General features: G+C 61.8%; 16 protein-coding genes and 1 pseudogene. 5 read left to right on the top strand and 12 right to left on the bottom strand.

Annotated features, from left to right (window positions below; genetic code table 11):
- Positions 1-193 precede the first annotated feature (193 nt).
- Positions 194-1,006 (top strand): phytanoyl-CoA dioxygenase family protein, encoded by an 813-nt coding sequence (locus tag N2600_RS18715; RefSeq protein WP_260297094.1) that lies wholly within the window; start codon positions 194-196, stop codon positions 1,004-1,006.
- A 114-nt stretch (positions 1,007-1,120) separates the two neighbouring features.
- Here the strand turns inward: N2600_RS18715 and N2600_RS18710 are convergent, their stop codons facing one another.
- From N2600_RS18710 to N2600_RS18700, 3 genes are all read right to left on the bottom strand, one after another.
- The gene (locus N2600_RS18710) at positions 1,121-2,095 is read right to left on the bottom strand and encodes a threonine ammonia-lyase (RefSeq protein ID WP_260297091.1); all 975 of its coding nucleotides are present in this window, start codon (positions 2,093-2,095) and stop codon (positions 1,121-1,123) included.
- Positions 2,096-2,250: 155 nt separating this feature from the next.
- Complete coding sequence (gene ggt, locus N2600_RS18705) at positions 2,251-3,987, bottom strand: gamma-glutamyltransferase (RefSeq protein WP_260297090.1); 1,737 nt, start codon at positions 3,985-3,987, stop codon at positions 2,251-2,253.
- A 155-nt stretch (positions 3,988-4,142) separates the two neighbouring features.
- Complete coding sequence (locus tag N2600_RS18700) at positions 4,143-5,030, bottom strand: helix-turn-helix transcriptional regulator (RefSeq protein ID WP_260297089.1); 888 nt, start codon at positions 5,028-5,030, stop codon at positions 4,143-4,145.
- A gap of 116 nt (positions 5,031-5,146) precedes the next feature.
- Between N2600_RS18700 and N2600_RS18695 the strand changes: the two are divergent.
- Positions 5,147-5,862 (top strand): annotated as a pseudogene (locus N2600_RS18695) (SDR family oxidoreductase).
- 49 nt (positions 5,863-5,911) lie between these two features.
- Here N2600_RS18695 and N2600_RS18690 read toward each other — a convergent pair.
- The 6 genes from N2600_RS18690 to N2600_RS18665 form a co-directional block, all read right to left on the bottom strand.
- Positions 5,912-6,988 (bottom strand): alpha/beta fold hydrolase, encoded by a 1,077-nt coding sequence (locus tag N2600_RS18690; protein WP_260298848.1) that lies wholly within the window; start codon positions 6,986-6,988, stop codon positions 5,912-5,914.
- A 114-nt stretch (positions 6,989-7,102) separates the two neighbouring features.
- Positions 7,103-7,738, bottom strand: a complete 636-nt coding sequence (locus N2600_RS18685; RefSeq protein ID WP_260297088.1) for a tetratricopeptide repeat protein — start codon at positions 7,736-7,738, stop codon at positions 7,103-7,105.
- A 112-nt stretch (positions 7,739-7,850) separates the two neighbouring features.
- Positions 7,851-7,976: a type B 50S ribosomal protein L36 gene (gene ykgO, locus N2600_RS18680; protein ID WP_003566454.1), complete on the bottom strand. Its 126-nt coding sequence runs from the start codon at positions 7,974-7,976 to the stop codon at positions 7,851-7,853.
- Positions 7,977-8,140: 164 nt separating this feature from the next.
- Positions 8,141-9,217 (bottom strand): 5-(carboxyamino)imidazole ribonucleotide synthase, encoded by a 1,077-nt coding sequence (locus tag N2600_RS18675; protein ID WP_260297085.1) that lies wholly within the window; start codon positions 9,215-9,217, stop codon positions 8,141-8,143.
- Positions 9,214-9,708 carry a 5-(carboxyamino)imidazole ribonucleotide mutase gene (gene purE / locus N2600_RS18670; RefSeq protein ID WP_017968169.1) on the bottom strand — a complete coding sequence of 165 codons (495 nt, stop codon included), beginning with the start codon at positions 9,706-9,708 and terminating at the stop codon, positions 9,214-9,216. Before purE ends, N2600_RS18675 begins: the two co-directional genes overlap by 4 nt.
- Positions 9,709-9,726: 18 nt before the next feature.
- On the bottom strand, positions 9,727-9,930 hold the full coding sequence (locus N2600_RS18665) for a YdcH family protein (RefSeq protein WP_017968168.1): 204 nt from the start codon (positions 9,928-9,930) through the stop codon (positions 9,727-9,729).
- A 227-nt stretch (positions 9,931-10,157) separates the two neighbouring features.
- Here N2600_RS18665 and N2600_RS18660 point away from each other — a divergent pair, with 227 nt between their 5' ends.
- Positions 10,158-10,331 carry a YdcH family protein gene (locus tag N2600_RS18660; RefSeq protein WP_003542831.1) on the top strand — a complete coding sequence of 58 codons (174 nt, stop codon included), beginning with the start codon at positions 10,158-10,160 and terminating at the stop codon, positions 10,329-10,331.
- A 205-nt stretch (positions 10,332-10,536) separates the two neighbouring features.
- Here the strand turns inward: N2600_RS18660 and N2600_RS18655 are convergent, their stop codons facing one another.
- Positions 10,537-10,797, bottom strand: coding sequence for an ArsR/SmtB family transcription factor (locus tag N2600_RS18655; protein WP_003542830.1), 261 nt, complete (start codon positions 10,795-10,797; stop codon positions 10,537-10,539).
- Positions 10,798-10,934: 137 nt separating this feature from the next.
- The gene (locus N2600_RS18650; RefSeq protein WP_260109407.1) at positions 10,935-11,699 is read right to left on the bottom strand and encodes a sulfite exporter TauE/SafE family protein; all 765 of its coding nucleotides are present in this window, start codon (positions 11,697-11,699) and stop codon (positions 10,935-10,937) included.
- A 107-nt stretch (positions 11,700-11,806) separates the two neighbouring features.
- Between N2600_RS18650 and N2600_RS18645 the strand changes: the two genes are divergently transcribed.
- Together N2600_RS18645 and N2600_RS18640 are read left to right on the top strand one after the other, a co-directional pair.
- On the top strand, positions 11,807-12,460 hold the full coding sequence (locus N2600_RS18645; protein WP_260109406.1) for a thiamine phosphate synthase: 654 nt from the start codon (positions 11,807-11,809) through the stop codon (positions 12,458-12,460).
- A gap of 10 nt (positions 12,461-12,470) precedes the next feature.
- Positions 12,471-13,553 (top strand): tetratricopeptide repeat protein, encoded by a 1,083-nt coding sequence (locus tag N2600_RS18640; RefSeq protein WP_260297082.1) that lies wholly within the window; start codon positions 12,471-12,473, stop codon positions 13,551-13,553.
- A 60-nt stretch (positions 13,554-13,613) separates the two neighbouring features.
- Here the strand turns inward: N2600_RS18640 and N2600_RS18635 are convergent, their stop codons facing one another.
- Complete coding sequence (locus N2600_RS18635) at positions 13,614-15,356, bottom strand: chemotaxis protein (protein ID WP_260297081.1); 1,743 nt, start codon at positions 15,354-15,356, stop codon at positions 13,614-13,616.
- Positions 15,357-15,372: the final 16 nt, after the last annotated feature.

Genomic DNA, 15,372 nt, shown 5'->3' with positions numbered 1-15,372 from the left:
TCGGCCGCTATGAAGACGTTCACCCTCAATATCGCTTCGGTCTTCTTCTTGAGCCTCTAAGGCTCTGCCTTCGGGCATCAGAAGATGCGGTCGCTAACCAGCCTTTGCGGCTGGCGCGTTGCCGTGGACCGTAATGACCCTGCGTCTGGCCAAGGACAGAGCCGGCAGGATTGGCGATAGAGAGAGATATATCATGACATCAGATGTTTATCCGCCGGCACTGAGTGCTGCGCAGATCGAGCGATTCATCGAGGACGGTTTCGTCAGGATCGACGACGCTTTCCCCCGCGAATTGGCCAGAGAAGCCCGTGCCATCATGTGGCGTGACATTCCCTTTGCTGCGGATGATCCAAGCACGTGGACGCAGCCGGTCGTGCGGCTTGCCGGTTATGGCGGCGGGCCGTTCGAGAAAGCCGTCAACACGCCGGTATTGCATTCGGCCTTCGACCAGCTCGTCGGCAAAGGGCGCTGGGAGCCGCGCAATGGACTTGGCAGTTTCCCTGTCCGCTTTCCCCATCCCGATGATCCCGGCGATGCCGGTTGGCATGTCGACCTGAGCTTTCCCGGCGAGGGTTCCAATCCGGATGAACAGCGAGACTTTTCCGCCTGGCGGGTGAACATCACCTCGCGCGGGCGGGCGTTGCTGATGCTCTTCCTGTTCTCGGATGTCGGGGAGGAAGATGCACCAACCCGTATCCGTGTCGGTTCACACAAGGATATCGCTCGCCTTCTGGCACCGGCGGGCGAGGCGGGGATGGCCCACCTTTGGCTGGAGCATGTCGGGGAAGAGCGGCCATTGGCGTTGGCAACAGGCCCGGCGGGCACAGTCTATCTATGCCATCCATTCCTCATCCATGCGGCGCAGATGCATCGCGGCAAGGAGCCGCGTTTTATGGCGCAGCCCGGCCTTGCGCCTTCCGAACCTCTTCGGCTTGAACGGCAGGACGGCGCCTATTCGCCGGTCGAGACGGCCATCCGGCGGGCGCTTCACGATCACTCTATCTGATCGCTGATCTGGCATCCGGCTCGAGGGGCCGGATGCCTCGCAGTAGTTCAAGTGCTCCGGCATCCTTCGCGCATCTGAAAAGACGCGCGGCGCTATAGTTGCCTGCGTGACATCTCAGCCGAAGCGTTCGAGCGCCATGGCGAAGATATCGGCATCGACATTGCCGCCGGAGGTGACGGCGATGACCGTGTCGTTTTCCAGAGCATCGCCATGGAAGAGGGCGGCGGCAAGTGCCACCGCGCCGCCGGGCTCGACGACGATCTTCAACCGCGAGAAGGCGAGTGCCATGGCGCGCAGCGCCTCGTCGTCGGTGACGACGATGCCGGCGCCGGCGAGACGCTTGAGGATCGGGAAAGTGATGTTGCCCGGCTGCGGCGTAACGATCGCATCGCAGATCGAGCCCGATACCGCCGCGTTGCGTTCGATCTTGCCGGAGGCCAACGAGCGGGTGGTGTCGTCGAAATCCCTGGGCTCGCAGGGACGGACGCGAAAGCCGGGAGAACTGGCTTCAAGGGCGAGCGCGATGCCGGAGGTCAATCCGCCGCCGCCGCAGGGAACCAGGACTTCGGCTGATGTCACGCCTTCCTCTCCAGCCTGCTCGGAGATTTCAAGACCGGTCGTGCCCTGACCGGCGATGACAAGCGGTTCGTCAAAGGGCTTGATCAGCGTCAGGCCACGCTCGGCCGAAAGTCTCGCGCCGATCTCGTCGCGATCCTCGTTGACGCGGTCGTAAAGCACCACTTCGGCGCCGAAGGCGCGGGTGTTGGCGATCTTCAGCTTCGGCGCATCGCTTGGCATGATGATGACGGAGGGGATGTTGTGCAGCTTGGCCGCAAGCGCAACACCCTGGGCGTGGTTGCCGGAGGAGAAGGCAATGACACCTTTGGAGCGCACGGCCGGATCGAGGCCGGAGACGGCCGACCAGCCGCCACGAAACTTGAACGAGCCGGAATGCTGCAGACACTCCGCCTTCACGAACAGGCGCCGGCCGGCGATCTCATTGAGGAAAGGGGAGGAGAGAAGCGGCGTACGCCTGATATGACCGCGCAGACGGGCGCGGGCTGCGACAATCATTTCAATGCTGGCCATTCGGGAATCTTTCTGCTTGCGGGTTCGCCCATGCATAGGGCGAGGCAAGCCAATTGTGAACGGCGACTTTGTCACGGTGACATGAATGGTGCCACCGCTGCTTCTTCAGCCGCGTTGCGCTTCTACCGACTGTTTGATCAGGCGATCTTGAAGCGTCAGTAGCCGCTTGCCGAACCTTCCGCTGCGCGGCTGTCCATGGCGCCGTTGTAGCGAGCGCCGCCGCCTTTTTCGATGGCAGCAAGGCTTTTGCCGCCGACGAGGATGCCGGCGGCCTGGCCCCATTGCGGCGTGTCATTGCCGCCATCGAAGCTGTAGCCCATGGCGGCGAGCGTCTTTTCCGTATCCGGCGAAAGTGCATAAGGTTCGAGAAAGACCTTGTCGGGCTGCCATTGGTGGTGGAGACGCGGGGCGTTGACCGCCTGACTGATATCCATGCCGAAATCGACGACATTGAGGATCGTCTCCAGCGTGATGGTGATGATGCGCGAGCCGCCGGGGCTGCCGATGACCATGAAGGGCTTGCCGTCCCGGGTGACGATCGTCGGGCTCATCGAGGAGAGCGGCGTCTTCTTCGGGACAATGGCATTCGCCTCACCCTGCACCAGTCCGTAGAGGTTCGGCACGCCGGGCTTGGAGGTGAAATCGTCCATCTCGTTGTTGAGCAGGACACCCGTGCCGGGTGCTACGACGCCGGCGCCGAAAGAGCCGTTCAGCGTATAGGTGACGGCGACCGCATTGCCCGCGTCGTCGATGATCGAATAATGCGTCGTCTCGGTGCTTTCCTTGCCGCCGAGCGGCTTCAGATTCGCCGAGGTGCCGGCCTTGTAGGGGTCGATCTTGGCGGCAATTTCCGAGGCATATTTCTTATCGAGCAGTTTCTCGACCGGGTTCTCGACGAAATCGGGATCGCCGAGTGCTGCATTGCGGTCGACATACGCATAGCGCATCGCCTCGAGCATGATGTGCACGGTTTCGGCCGAGTTATAGCCGAGATAGGAAAGCGGATAGCCTTCGAGAACGTTGAGGATCTCGCAGATGATGACGCCGCCGGAAGACGGCGGCGGCGAGGAGATGATGTCGTAGCCGCGATAATTGCACTCGATCGGCTTCAACTCGCGCACGGCATATTGCTCGAAATCCTCCTTGGCGAGGATGCCGCCCTTGGCCTGGCTCGCCTTGACGATCGCCTCGGCGGGCGCGGCTTTGTAGAAGGCGTCGGGACCTTTTTCGGAGATGGCTGTCAGGACTGCGGCAAGGTCCGGCTGCTGGAGTTTTTCGCCCGATGCATAGGGTTTGCCATCCGGTTTCAGGAAGATTTTCGCTGCCGCCTCATCCCTGGCGAGGCGCTTGGCGCTGCCGGCAAAGCTTGCGGCATCGCCCTGTTCCAGCGTGAAGCCCTCCTTGGCGAAGCGGAGCGCCGGTGCGATCAGTTCCTCGCGCGGTTTGGTGCCGTATTTCTCGCGTGCGGTCTCGAAGCCCATCACGGAGCCCGGCACGCCGACGGCGAGATAGCCGTCGAGGCTGGCGCGTGGCACGACATCGCCCTTGGCATCGAGATACATGGTTTTTGTCGCGGCAAGCGGCGCGCGTTCGCGAAAATCGAGAAAGGTCTTGGTGCCGTCCTTCAGGCGGATGGTCATGAAGCCGCCGCCGCCGAGGTTGCCGGCCGTGGGATAGACGACCGCCAGCGCATAACCGACGGCGACCGCGGCATCGACGGCATTGCCGCCGCTCTTCAGCACCTCGACGCCGACATCACTCGCCAGATGCTGGGCGGTGACCACCATGCCGTGCTCGGCTTCGACGGGTGCAGGCGAGGCGGCGAAAGCCGAGGTCAGGCTCAGCGACAGTGCTGATATGACGGAGATCGTCCCGATATGCAGGCGGCCCATGATTTCCCCTCCGATGGACAATGATGGAAAAACATATGGGACCGGGGCCGCCCGAGGCAATGCAGGGGGTTGGCTTTATGCAGAGCATGATGCCGAAAAGTGTAAGAAGCGGTTTTCGGACGACATAGCTCCCACTCTTTAATTTAGAACAGGATTCAGATTTTAGGTCGACCCGTCATAAAATCATCCTGTTCTAGGAGCTCGGCGAGTTTCCCGTTGGTGTCGTCGTCATCGAGCGGCGTATAGACGATAACCTTCATCTCCGGCCGGTTTGTCAGCGTCAGGCCGGTATGTTCGAAGGACATGCGGCCCTTGACGGGATGGTCGATGCGCTTGATGCCGGACAGCGGGCTGATGACCTCGTGGCGCTGCCACCAGTGGCGAAATTCGTCGCTTGCCTGCTTCAGCAGCGCGATCAGCCGTTCGAAATCCGGATCGCCGGCATAACGCGCGCTGTCGGCGCGGAACATTGCCAGCGAGACGCGGGCGACCGATTCCCAATCGACGAGCAGCCGGCGATGCGCCGGGTCGGCGAAGAGACGATGCATGATGTTGCGCTCGTCGCGGTCGAGCGTGTCGTAACCACCGAACAGCATGTCGGCGGCGCGGTTCCAGGCGAGCACGTCCCACCGGCGGCCGAGCACATAGGCCGGTTGGTGGGTCAGGTTGGCGAGCATGCGTTGCAGCGGCTCGTCGACGCATTCGGGTGCGGACGATACAGCCTGCGGCGCATGGCGATTGTTGAGGGTGAAGAGATGCCGGCGTTCGGCCTCGTCGAGGCGCAATGCATCGGCAAGGGCGTTGAGCACCTGTGCGGAGGGCCTGATGTCGCGGCCCTGTTCCAGCCATGTGTACCAAGTGGTGCCGACGCCGGCGAGCATGGCGAGCTCCTCGCGCCGGAGACCCGGCGTGCGCCGACGAAAACCCTCCGGCAAGCCCACCTCGGACGGCGTCAGCCGCTCGCGGCGAGAGCGCAGAAAGGCTGCGAATTCACGGCGGCGGGCTTCGAGTGTGTCGGCTCTCTGGTCCATGACGGTGATCATATCAGTATAGATACCAGGATAAAACTGGAACTGTTTGCCGTTTCCAGGGCGCGCATGATGCCGGCGCTGCGGGTGGTTCAACCGCCTGCGGATCGATCAATTCAAGGAGCAGCATCATGTCTTTGCAGCATGTGGTCGTAATCGGCGGTTCTTCCGGCATCGGCCTCGCCACGGCGAAATTACTTTTGAAACAGAGATATACGGTCACGATCGCCGGCCGTGACGGTGAAAAGCTGGCGACGGCGAAGGCCTCGCTCGATGGTGATCTGCGCAGCTCGTCCTCGATGCGGCGGTGCTTTCCACACTCGGGGAGGCTTTTGCCGGGATCGGCGCATTCGGTCATCTCGTGCTGGCGATGGGCAGCGGTCACGGCGCCGGACCTTTTGCGACGCTCGACATGACGGACCTGCTTGCCGGTTTCCAGACCAAGCTCATTCCGCATGCCGCGGCAGCCCAGGCGGCACTGCCGCTGCTGCAGCCGGGCGGCAGCATCACCTTCGTTTCGGCGGTCAGCGCGCAGGCTGCGATGCCTGGGACGGCTGGGCTTGCGGCCGTCAATGCCGGCATCGAGGCGATGGTGCCGGTGCTTGCCGCCGAATTGAAGCCGCTGCGCGTCAACGGCGTTTCCCCCGGGGTCGTCGATACGCCGTGGTGGAGTTTCCTGCCGCCTGAGCAGCGCGGCAGCGTCTTTGCGGATTTCGCCGGCCGCACGCCGGTCGGCCGTATCGGCAGGCCGGAGGATATCGCGCAGGTGATTGCCTTCCTGATCGGAAACGGCTTCATGAGCGGCCATGTCGTCACCTGCGACGGCGGCATGCGTCTCGGCGCCTGAGGCAGGTTTCCGGCGAAGCTGGAACAAAATGATGCAGCAATTCAAAGTGCTAAAGCGTGTTTTGCGCGTCGGAAAAGACGTGCGGCGCTGTCGGCTCTAACGACGGTGCGGCTGCGGCTCTCTGATCGCGTGAGGCGGCGGCAAGCCTCTCCTCGGCCCTGCGGGCGATTGTCTGCAGGTCGCGCGGTTTGCCTGATATCTTCTCCATGGCGGCGATGGCGACATCGGTTGCGAGATAATCCGGCTTGTGGCCGACGCCGCTGACGGTGACGAGTTCGGAGCCTGATATATCGCGGGCAAGGCCGCGCGAGTGCAGGTGTTCCCAGACGATCTCGTCGCTGTCACCTGTTATGATGACGGTCGGTGCGGTGATCTGCGAATAGAGCAGCGACTGCTCCTTCACATAGGCGAGCAGCCTTTTGAAATCGGCGGCGTTGTTATGGAAAGCATTGGGTCGCAGCACCAGCGACGGCCCGGTTTTTTCGATGTAGTCGGCCGGGCGCGGATTGGGACGGAAGACATTCAGCGTGCCGCGCTCCAGCCGGCTCAGACCGAGAGGCACGACGATCGCGTGGTTGAAGAGCCATCCGACGATCGGCACGGTTGCCACATGATAGTACCAGTCGATGCCACCCGGCCATGGATGGGTGGCGGGCGCGAGGAAGAGCAAGCCCGCGGTCTTATCAGGATGACGCAGGCCGAAGGCGGCGGTGATCGCGCCGCCGAAGGAATGGCCGACGATAACAGCCTTTTCGATGCCGCGCTTCTCCATCAGTCTGGCGATCGCATCGGCCTGGCCGGAGGGGACGGCGTTCTCAGGGCCGCCGCGCTCGGAATAGCCATGACCGGGGCGGTCGACGAACAGCATTTCCGCCCGGCCTTCGAGTGCGGCGCGGAAGGCAACGACCTGGTCGAGCAAATTGCCGCTGGCGCCGTGAATGAAAACCAGGGCGGGCAGATCCGCATTTTCGGGACGCTCGATGTGGACGGCATTCATGCGGTAGCCGCCGACATCCGTCAGTTCGCCGATATTCGGATAGGCGTGTTCGAATTGCCGCGCCTTATAAGTGGAGTAACCGATGGCGGCGGCGAGCGGGGCGAGAAGAGCGGAAACTTCTGCAAGCATGATCTCAACGAGCGATAATTGCGGAACGACCTGCTGGCGGACAACCGCCATGTCGTTCCCTCCATATGCTAAAATTGCGCGGCGAGATCCGACGTCAAGATATCAGTCCAGGAATCAGGTGCGGTTGCCGGCGAGTTTTTCCGCAAGCGTGTTGGCCTGTTCCTGTGCAGTGCGCTCGGCGGGATAGACGTCGAGGAAACGCTCCCAAGCCTTCAAGGTCAGCTGATCGTTGCCGGAATTACTGAGGATCGCCGCCATGCCGGAGAGCGCGCCGAAATGGCGTGGCTCGAGATCGAGCACATGTTCGATGTCGGACATCGACTTGCGATAATTGCCCATGACGAAATTCAGCGTGGCGCGGCGGTTCCAGCTTTCGGCATAATCGGGCTTCAGCGCGATCGCCTCATCGAGGAAATCGAGGGCCGCGGGATTGCGCTTTTCCTCGATCGCCTTGTCGGCCCACTGCATCAGCAGATTGACGGTGGCGCTGCCGGAATCGTTCCATTCCATGCGGATTTCATTGGCGATGCCGCTGGCCTTTTCGGGATCGCGTTCACGCTTCAGCTGGCTGAAGAGCTGGTCGAGGTGCTGCTTTGGCGAACTGTCGGTATCCGCCTGCTCGACGATAACGTCCTTTTTCGCGGCGGCAGCGGGCTTTTCCGCGGCGGCGGCCGGAAAGGAGGCGGTGAGGAGAATGAGGGCGAGCGGCAGCGCCGCTGATGTCAAAGCAAAAAAACGCATGGCGGACATATTAGCCCGCCAGCGCCGAAGATCAAACAAATTTGACGTGATCACCGCAGCGACCCACCGGATATATCTGCCGGCGCAAGCTCACGCGGCAGGGCGATCCGGACGCGCGAAATCAGCCCTGACGAGCCTTGAAGCGCGGGTTCAGCTTGTTGATGATGTAGATGCGGCCCTTGCGGCGAACCAGACGGTTGTCACGGTGACGAGCCTTAAGCGACTTGAGCGAATTCTTGATCTTCATTTTTCTGATCCGCGATCTCTATGGGGGAATTCACATTCGCCCGTATCTTTAACAATCAAAAGCGCGCCATCGGGCGCGCTGTTTAGGTGGGGGAGCAGATACCCCGCCACCTTTTCCGTGTCAACCACATGAAGGTGTTTTTCCGAAGGCGCAGGGGTGTTTTCTCAGGCCAAAACCGGCGATTTCGGAGTCAAGGTGGTGACGTGACCCATCTTGCGGCCGGGGCGCCACTCGGTCTTGCCATAGAGATGAACCAGCGTATCGGGGCGCCTCAGCCAGTCGGGAACGGCAAGGATATCATCGCCGATCAGGTTCTGCATGATACAGTCGGAATGGCGTTCAGAACTGCCAAGCGGCAGGCCGGCGACGGCGCGGATATGCTGCTCGAACTGGCTGACGACGCAGGCCGCTTCCGTCCAGTGACCTGAGTTGTGGACACGCGGCGCCATCTCGTTGGCGATCAGGCCACCATCGACAAGCATGAAGAATTCGATACCGATGACGCCGACATAGTTCAACGCGGCAAGGATCTTTTCGGCCGATTGGCGCGCGGCGTCCGCCGTCGATGCAGAGATCGCGGCTGGAACCGTCGACGTGTGAAGGATACCGTCGCGGTGCACATTCTCGGCGGGATCGAAGCAGACGACTGTCCCGTCGGTGGCGCGCGCGGCGATGATCGAGACCTCGCGCTCGAACGCGATGAAGCTTTCGAGGATGAGCGGTACGCCGCCGAGTGCGGCATAGGCGCCATCCGGGCTGTCGGCCGCCGAGCGGAAAACCTTCTGGCCCTTGCCGTCATAACCGAGGCGGCGGGTCTTCAGCACGCCCTGGCCGCCGAAATCCTCAAGTGCCGTCTCAAGATCGGCCTGGCTGTCGATCGTGTGGAAGCGGGCGGTTGATATGCCGCAGTCATTGAGAAAGAGCTTTTCGAGGAGGCGGTCCTGGGCAGCTTCTAGCGCCTTCGGTGGCGGAAAGACGGATACGTTTGCTGAGAGCCTTTCGGCGGCTGCAACGGGCACGTTCTCGAATTCGTAAGTGACGACATCGCAAATATCAGCAAGTTCGGCCAGTGCCGCCGGATCGTCGAAGGCGGCGGTAATCTGCCGGTTGGCGAGCTGGGCGGCCGGGCAGTCCGCCTGCGGCTCGAGAATGACCGTACGAAAATTCAACCGGGCGGCGGCAATGGCCAGCATGCGGCCGAGCTGGCCGCCGCCGATAATGCCGATCGTTCTTGCCGTCATAGGTTGTCCATCGGGTATTCGGCGACGGCAGCACTCTGGCGCTCGCGCCATTCGTCGAGCCGGTCGGCGATTTCTTCGTCGGAAAGGGCAAGTACGGCAGCGGCGAGAAGCGCGGCGTTGACCGCGCCGGCCTTGCCGATGGCAAGCGTGCCCACGGGAATACCGGCCGGCATCTGCACGATGGAAAGAAGACTGTCCTGGCCGGACAGGGCTTTCGACTGGACCGGCACGCCGAAAACCGGCAGCGGTGTCATCGCGGCGGTCATGCCCGGCAGGTGGGCGGCGCCGCCGGCGCCGGCGATGATGACCTTGAAGCCCTCCGCGCGTGCGCCCTTGGCGAAATTGACCAGCCGGTCCACTGTGCGGTGCGCCGAAATAATGCGCGCGTCATAGGGAATTTCCAGCGCCTCCAGCGTGTCGGCGGCGTTTTTCATGGTCTCCCAGTCGGACTGGCTGCCCATGATGATGGCGACGGGTGGTCTGTCTGTCATCGATGCTGCTATTCCCTCTCAGGCGATAATGTCAGGGATGATCTGATCTTCCAGCTTGGAGAGCCTGTCCTTGATGACAAGTTTTTTCTTTTTCATTCGCTGGATTCGCAGAGCATCGCATCCGGTCTGGATCATGGCGTTGATCGCGGCATCGAAATCCTCATGCTCCTGACGCAGGCGCGCCACCGTGAGCCTGATTTCCGCCTGTTCCTGATCGGCCATATGCATTCCCCGTTACCGTCCCTGGACCTTGTCCGATCTGGCGATGATTTCCGCAAGCTCCTATCACCAAATACGGGTAACGGCTAGTTAGTCTTGATCATGAAATTGCCATCCAGTCTTCATCTTTTGGCCTTCGACAAGCCTTCAAAAATATGTCACAGTCCGGCCGTTGACACCTTGATCCCCGACGATGTTGGCCGGGGAGGGTAAGAGGAAGGAAGGGTCATATGACTGTTCAAGCTCATCTTGAGTCACTCCAGAAAAAGCATGTCGCTCTCGAGGAGGAGTTGCACGCGCTCAGAACATCTCCCTCTATTTCCGATACGGAACTTGCCGAATGCAAGCGCCGCAAGCTGCGCATCAAGGACGAGATTCAGCGTCTTAAATCATCCGTCCACTAATCTTCCCAAGGGTCGCCGGGCGATCATCTTGCGCAAGAAGGTAAATCCATCCATTCCGCCAAGAATTAGCAAGAACCGGTGATTTGACACCATATTTGCGCCAGTCCGATGCATCCGGCATCGTGGCTGGCGCTTTTGGGTCCGCCACGTCTCGCATCGCATTCTTATGATTCACATCGTATCCCAGATCTTATGGGAACCTGCATCAGGCCCAGAACTGATCCAGCCATAAATTGAGCTTGTCGAAGCCGCGGTTGTTGACCGTATAGATGCGTTTGGTGCCTTCCGAGGTCACGGAGACCAGATTGCTGTCGAGAAGCGCCTTCAGGTGCTGTGAAACAGCTGGACGGCTGATCGGCAGGCCTTCGGCGAGCTCGTTGACCGTCCGTGGCGCGCGACGCAATTCCTCCAGCAGAAACCGCCGGTTCGGATCGGCAATTGCAGAGAAAGGGTCCGTGTTCGACATGGCGGGAACGCTACGTCAAACCGGCCGCGCCAGCAAGGAAATTGTGCATTGCAGCGTGCCGCGCTTTAGGTCTTTGTTTTTACGCATGTCGTTAGCGTAAAACCGCCGCACACTTGCGCGACATGCTTTAGCGGTTTCTACCAGCCAAGGCCCTCGCGCACGATCAGGAAGGCGGCGATCAGCGCCATCGCATACATGAAGGGATAGAAGATCTGTGGCTTCATGCGGCGCACGCACCAGGCGCCGGCAATGGTGGCGAGCGGGGCAAAGGGCAGAAGCGTCGCGGAGGTCGCAAGATTCTGGTTGTCGAGTTGGCCGAGCGCAAAATAGGGGATCAGCTTGATGGCGTTGAGGATCGCGAAGAAGCGCACGCTGGTGCCGGTATATTCGCGTGGCTGCAATTTGAGCGGCAGGGCATAGATCTGGAAGGGCGCACCGCCCGCATGAGCAACGAAGCTGCCGTAACCGGAAAATGTCCCCCAGAGGCTGGCGGCCACCGGTCGCTGGCCGCGCGGCGGGATCACCTTGTCGGCGCCCGGGCCGAAATTGTTCCAGAAATAGCGCAGGCAGAACAGGATGGTCACCGCGCCGATGACGATGCGCAGCATGTTGCCCGGAACCAGCGCCGAGGTCGCCCAGCCCAGCGCAATGCCGAAGACGGCGCCCGGCAGCATGATCTTCAGCGTCGCCCAGTCGCCATGCTTGCGCCAGATGACGAGCGAGATCATGTCCATGAAGACCAGAATCGGCAGCAGGATGGCGGCCGCCTCAACCGGCGAGACGACGAGGGCAAGGAAGGGCAAGCCGATCAGCGACAAAGCGTCGCCCATGCCGCCTTTTGCGAGGCCTACCAGCAGAACGGCGGGCACGGCGGCGTAGTAGAATGACAAATCCTGCGGCATGCTTTCGACGTCCTCCTCTTGCAAGCCTCGTCTAACGGAACTACTCACACAAAACGAGTGCGGATCCCTCATTTCGAAGGGGAATTCGCAGGAAACGGAAAGACCTCATGACCGAACCGGAAAACCGCTGCCGCCTTGTGCTCATCGTACCTGATATCGCTGATGCCGATGAACAGGCAAAGGTCGTCGCCGACGCGCTGAAGGGCGGCGATGTCGCTTCGGTGATCGTGCCGCAATATGGGCTTGACGACGGCAGCTTCCAGAAACATGCCGAAAAGCTGGTGCCATTGATTCAGGATGCTGGAGCAGCCGCGCTCATTGCAGGCGACAGCCGTGTCGCAGGCCGCGCGAAAGCCGACGGCTTGCACATTTCCGGCAATGTAGCGGCGCTTTCGGAAGCGATCGACAAACACGCGCCGAAGCTGATCATCGGCGGCGGCAACGCGGCCGACCGGCACCATGCGTTGGAGATCGGCGAAGCCAGGCCGGACTATATCTTCTTCGGCAAGCTCGATGGCGACATCAAGCCGGAGGCGCATCCGAAGAACCTTGCGCTCGGCGAATGGTGGGCCTCGATGATCGAGATCCCCTGCATCGTCATGGGTGGCGCCGATCCGGCCTCGGCGCTCGCCGTCGCCGAGACCGGAGCGGAGTTCGTGGCGCTGCGGCTGGCGGTCTTCGCCGAGCCCGCCCGGGCACCGTCTGTCGTCGCCGAGATCAATGCGTTGCTTGACGAAAAAGCGCCACGGTTTGAGGATTGAAATCGCGCTCATGCCGATCCCACCCGTCCGCTTCCTGAAATATATCCTTGCCAGCATGGCCGTCCTCGTTGCGGCCGGACCGGATGTCGTCTTGGCGCAGGCGCCGGACAGCGTCGTCAGCCAGCCGGGCACGGCGCCGGCTTCGACCTTCCGCACCGACCGGCCTTCCGCCTCGGGCGCGGGGCCCTCCGATGGCGTCGGCGTGTTCGACCGCATGGGCGCGAAGCTGCCCGATCTGCCGCCGGAGAAGGATTACAAGGGGCCGATCGACGAGGCTTACGGTGCCTTCCAGCGCGGTTATTACCTGACGGCAATGGACAAGGCGCTACCGCGCGCCCAACTCGGTGATCCGGCGGCGCAGACACTGATCGGCGAAATCCTGTCGCAAGGCCTCGGCGTCAAGAAAGACGTGAAGAATGCTGCCTTCTGGTACGGCAAGGCGGCAGAAGGTGGCGATCCGGCGGCAATGTTCAAATATGCACTGATCCTGATGGAAGGCGAGGGCGTGCCGCGTGACAAGGTCAAGGCCGACGACTACATGCGCAAGGCGGCCGAGGCCGGCAATCCTTCAGCGGAATTCAACTGGGCGCAGCTTCTCATCGCCGACAATCCCGGCGACAAGGGACTGAAGCTCGCACTGCCGTTCTATGAGAAATCAGCCGAGCAGGGCATTGCCGATTCGCAATATGCCGTGGCGCAGATCTATGCGACGCTGAAAGACCTGCCGGAGGAAAAGAAGAAGCTCGCCCGCGAGTGGATGGTACGCGCGGCGCGCGCCGGCTTCGACACGGCCCAGCTCGATCTCGGCATCTGGCTGGTCAACGGCGTCGGCGGGCCGAAGGATTACGTCAAGGGCTTCGAATGGCTGAAACTTGCCGCCAATGGCGGCAATGTCGCCGCGCAGAACAAGCTCGCCCATCTCTATATCAATGCCATCGGCACGCCGCCCGATCCGATCGAGGCGGCGAAGTGGTACGTGCTGTCACGCCGGGCCGGGCTCGCCGATCCGGCGCTCGAGGATTTCTATCTCGGCATCGAAGAGGATCAGCAGAAGGCGGCGATCGAGGCTGCCAACAAATTCCGGCGGCGTTAGCGGCCGCGCGGTTTACTGGAGTTGCCCCAAAGCGCGCTACACACTGTTGCGCGACGTGCTTTAGAAAAGCGCGTCGGCGAAAAGATCCTCGTCGTTTTCGGCTTTGGCGATCTCGGCGAGAGCAGGGGGGCTGTCCTCGCTTGCCGGGATGATGTCGCGATGAATGTTGCGCTCCTGGACCATCGTATAGTGCTTGAAGATCTTGCGGTCGAGCGGCGCGATCATCTCGGCGAGATCGGAAATATCGGCGACATCGGTGCCGGCGACGCCTTCGAGCAGATCGGCGCAGCCGGCAAGGACTTCGCCGAGGTCATGCTGGAAATCGAGCTTGCCGATCAGCAGGCTGATCTTGGTGGCGACCTCGCGACCGTTCTCGGCGAGCACCTTCAGCTCGTTTTCCATCAGGTTGGCTGCAGAGCGGATGTTGCCGACGGCCGATGTCAGGCTCTCTCCCAGGTTGCCGGCTCCGGCATCGGCGGCGGGGGCGACGCGCCCGGCCGCGGCTTCGAGCGCCGGCAGGCCATTGACGATGGCGTCGGCGGAATCGTCGAGCTTGCCGGCGAAAATGCGCAGCTCGGCGGTGACGACGTTGATCGACCTGCCTTCTTCACCGAGGCGGCTGCAACGCAGGTTGGTATTCAAAGCCATATAGTGAATATCGGTCTTGACGGCGCGGATGTTGCCGATCGCTTCGGAGAGCTTGGCGGCCGTGCCGATCGTCGACTGGCTGACCTGGTCGGCCTGGCGGCTTGCCGCGTCGACCTGCCTGACGATTTCATGGGCGGCCGAAACGCTGGATTCCAGCGCGCGCATGAAGTTACCGCCGGCCTCGCCGCTCTCACCGTTCATCTGATCGCGCAGCTTGAGGATCTCCCGCATGTCGTGGTCGAAACTCGCGATCGTCTTGACGACGTTCTCAGAATCCCGCTGGAAATTTGCACACATGTCGCTCATCTGCGCGGCGGTCAGATGGTGAATGACGTTCTGGAGGCGCCGGCGCGCGCCGGCGTCGAGCTTTGCCCCATCCTCGCCAGCAAAGAAATCTTCAAGCAGCGAAAAAGTGGCCTGTACATGCTCGATACGCTGCCGGGTGATATCGCCGATCTGCAGGGCAGACAGCGTCGAGGCGACCTTGCTCTGCACGGCGCGGGCAACCGCGCCGACCTCGCGCGCAATGACGCCGAGATCCTTGCGGTGTTCGGCGATCTTGGCGGCATCATCACGCAAGGCCCCGGCGACGGCCGGAACGGTATCGGCATAACCCTTGGAAACGCTGGCGCCAAAGGAGGCGGCGAGCTTGACCTCCTTATCGAGACTGTCGAGGTGTGTGGCGAAACGGTTGACCTCATCGGTGCCGGAATAGATACGCTCCAGAATCTCCTGGGCGAAGCCGGCGAATTCGGCAATGCCGGCGCCGGTGATCTTCACGGTCACTGCGAAGGTTCTGAGATAACGCATCGTCTCCTGCATGTCAGCGACATGCTTGCGCAGCTCCCTGCCGGTATGCGCCAGCGAGACGAGCGCCTGCTGGCGGCCTTCCTCGCTGATCGGCAGCGCCGTCAGGCTCGCCACCGTGGCCCGAAGATCGGCACCGGTGTCGCTCGCCTCTTTATTGTCGAGCGCCGTGGTGACGCTCTCGAGCGAGCTCAGCAAGCGGTTGAGAACATCCATAACCGACAGCAGCACGGTGCCGCCTTCGAGGAAACGTTCCTCGACCTGGCCGCGGGCGGATTCCAGGGCCTGGCTGATGTCCCGTCCTGATGTGTAGGCTGCAGCGTTCGGCGATACCAGAGCGTGTGCCACTTTTATACCTTTTGTT

It is taken from the genome of Rhizobium sp. WSM1274, from assembly GCF_025200775.1.
GTDB lineage: Bacteria > Pseudomonadota > Alphaproteobacteria > Rhizobiales > Rhizobiaceae > Rhizobium > Rhizobium leguminosarum_I.
The sequence above is the reverse complement of the archived record's forward strand: the minus strand, read 5'-3'. Positions and strand labels throughout refer to the sequence as shown.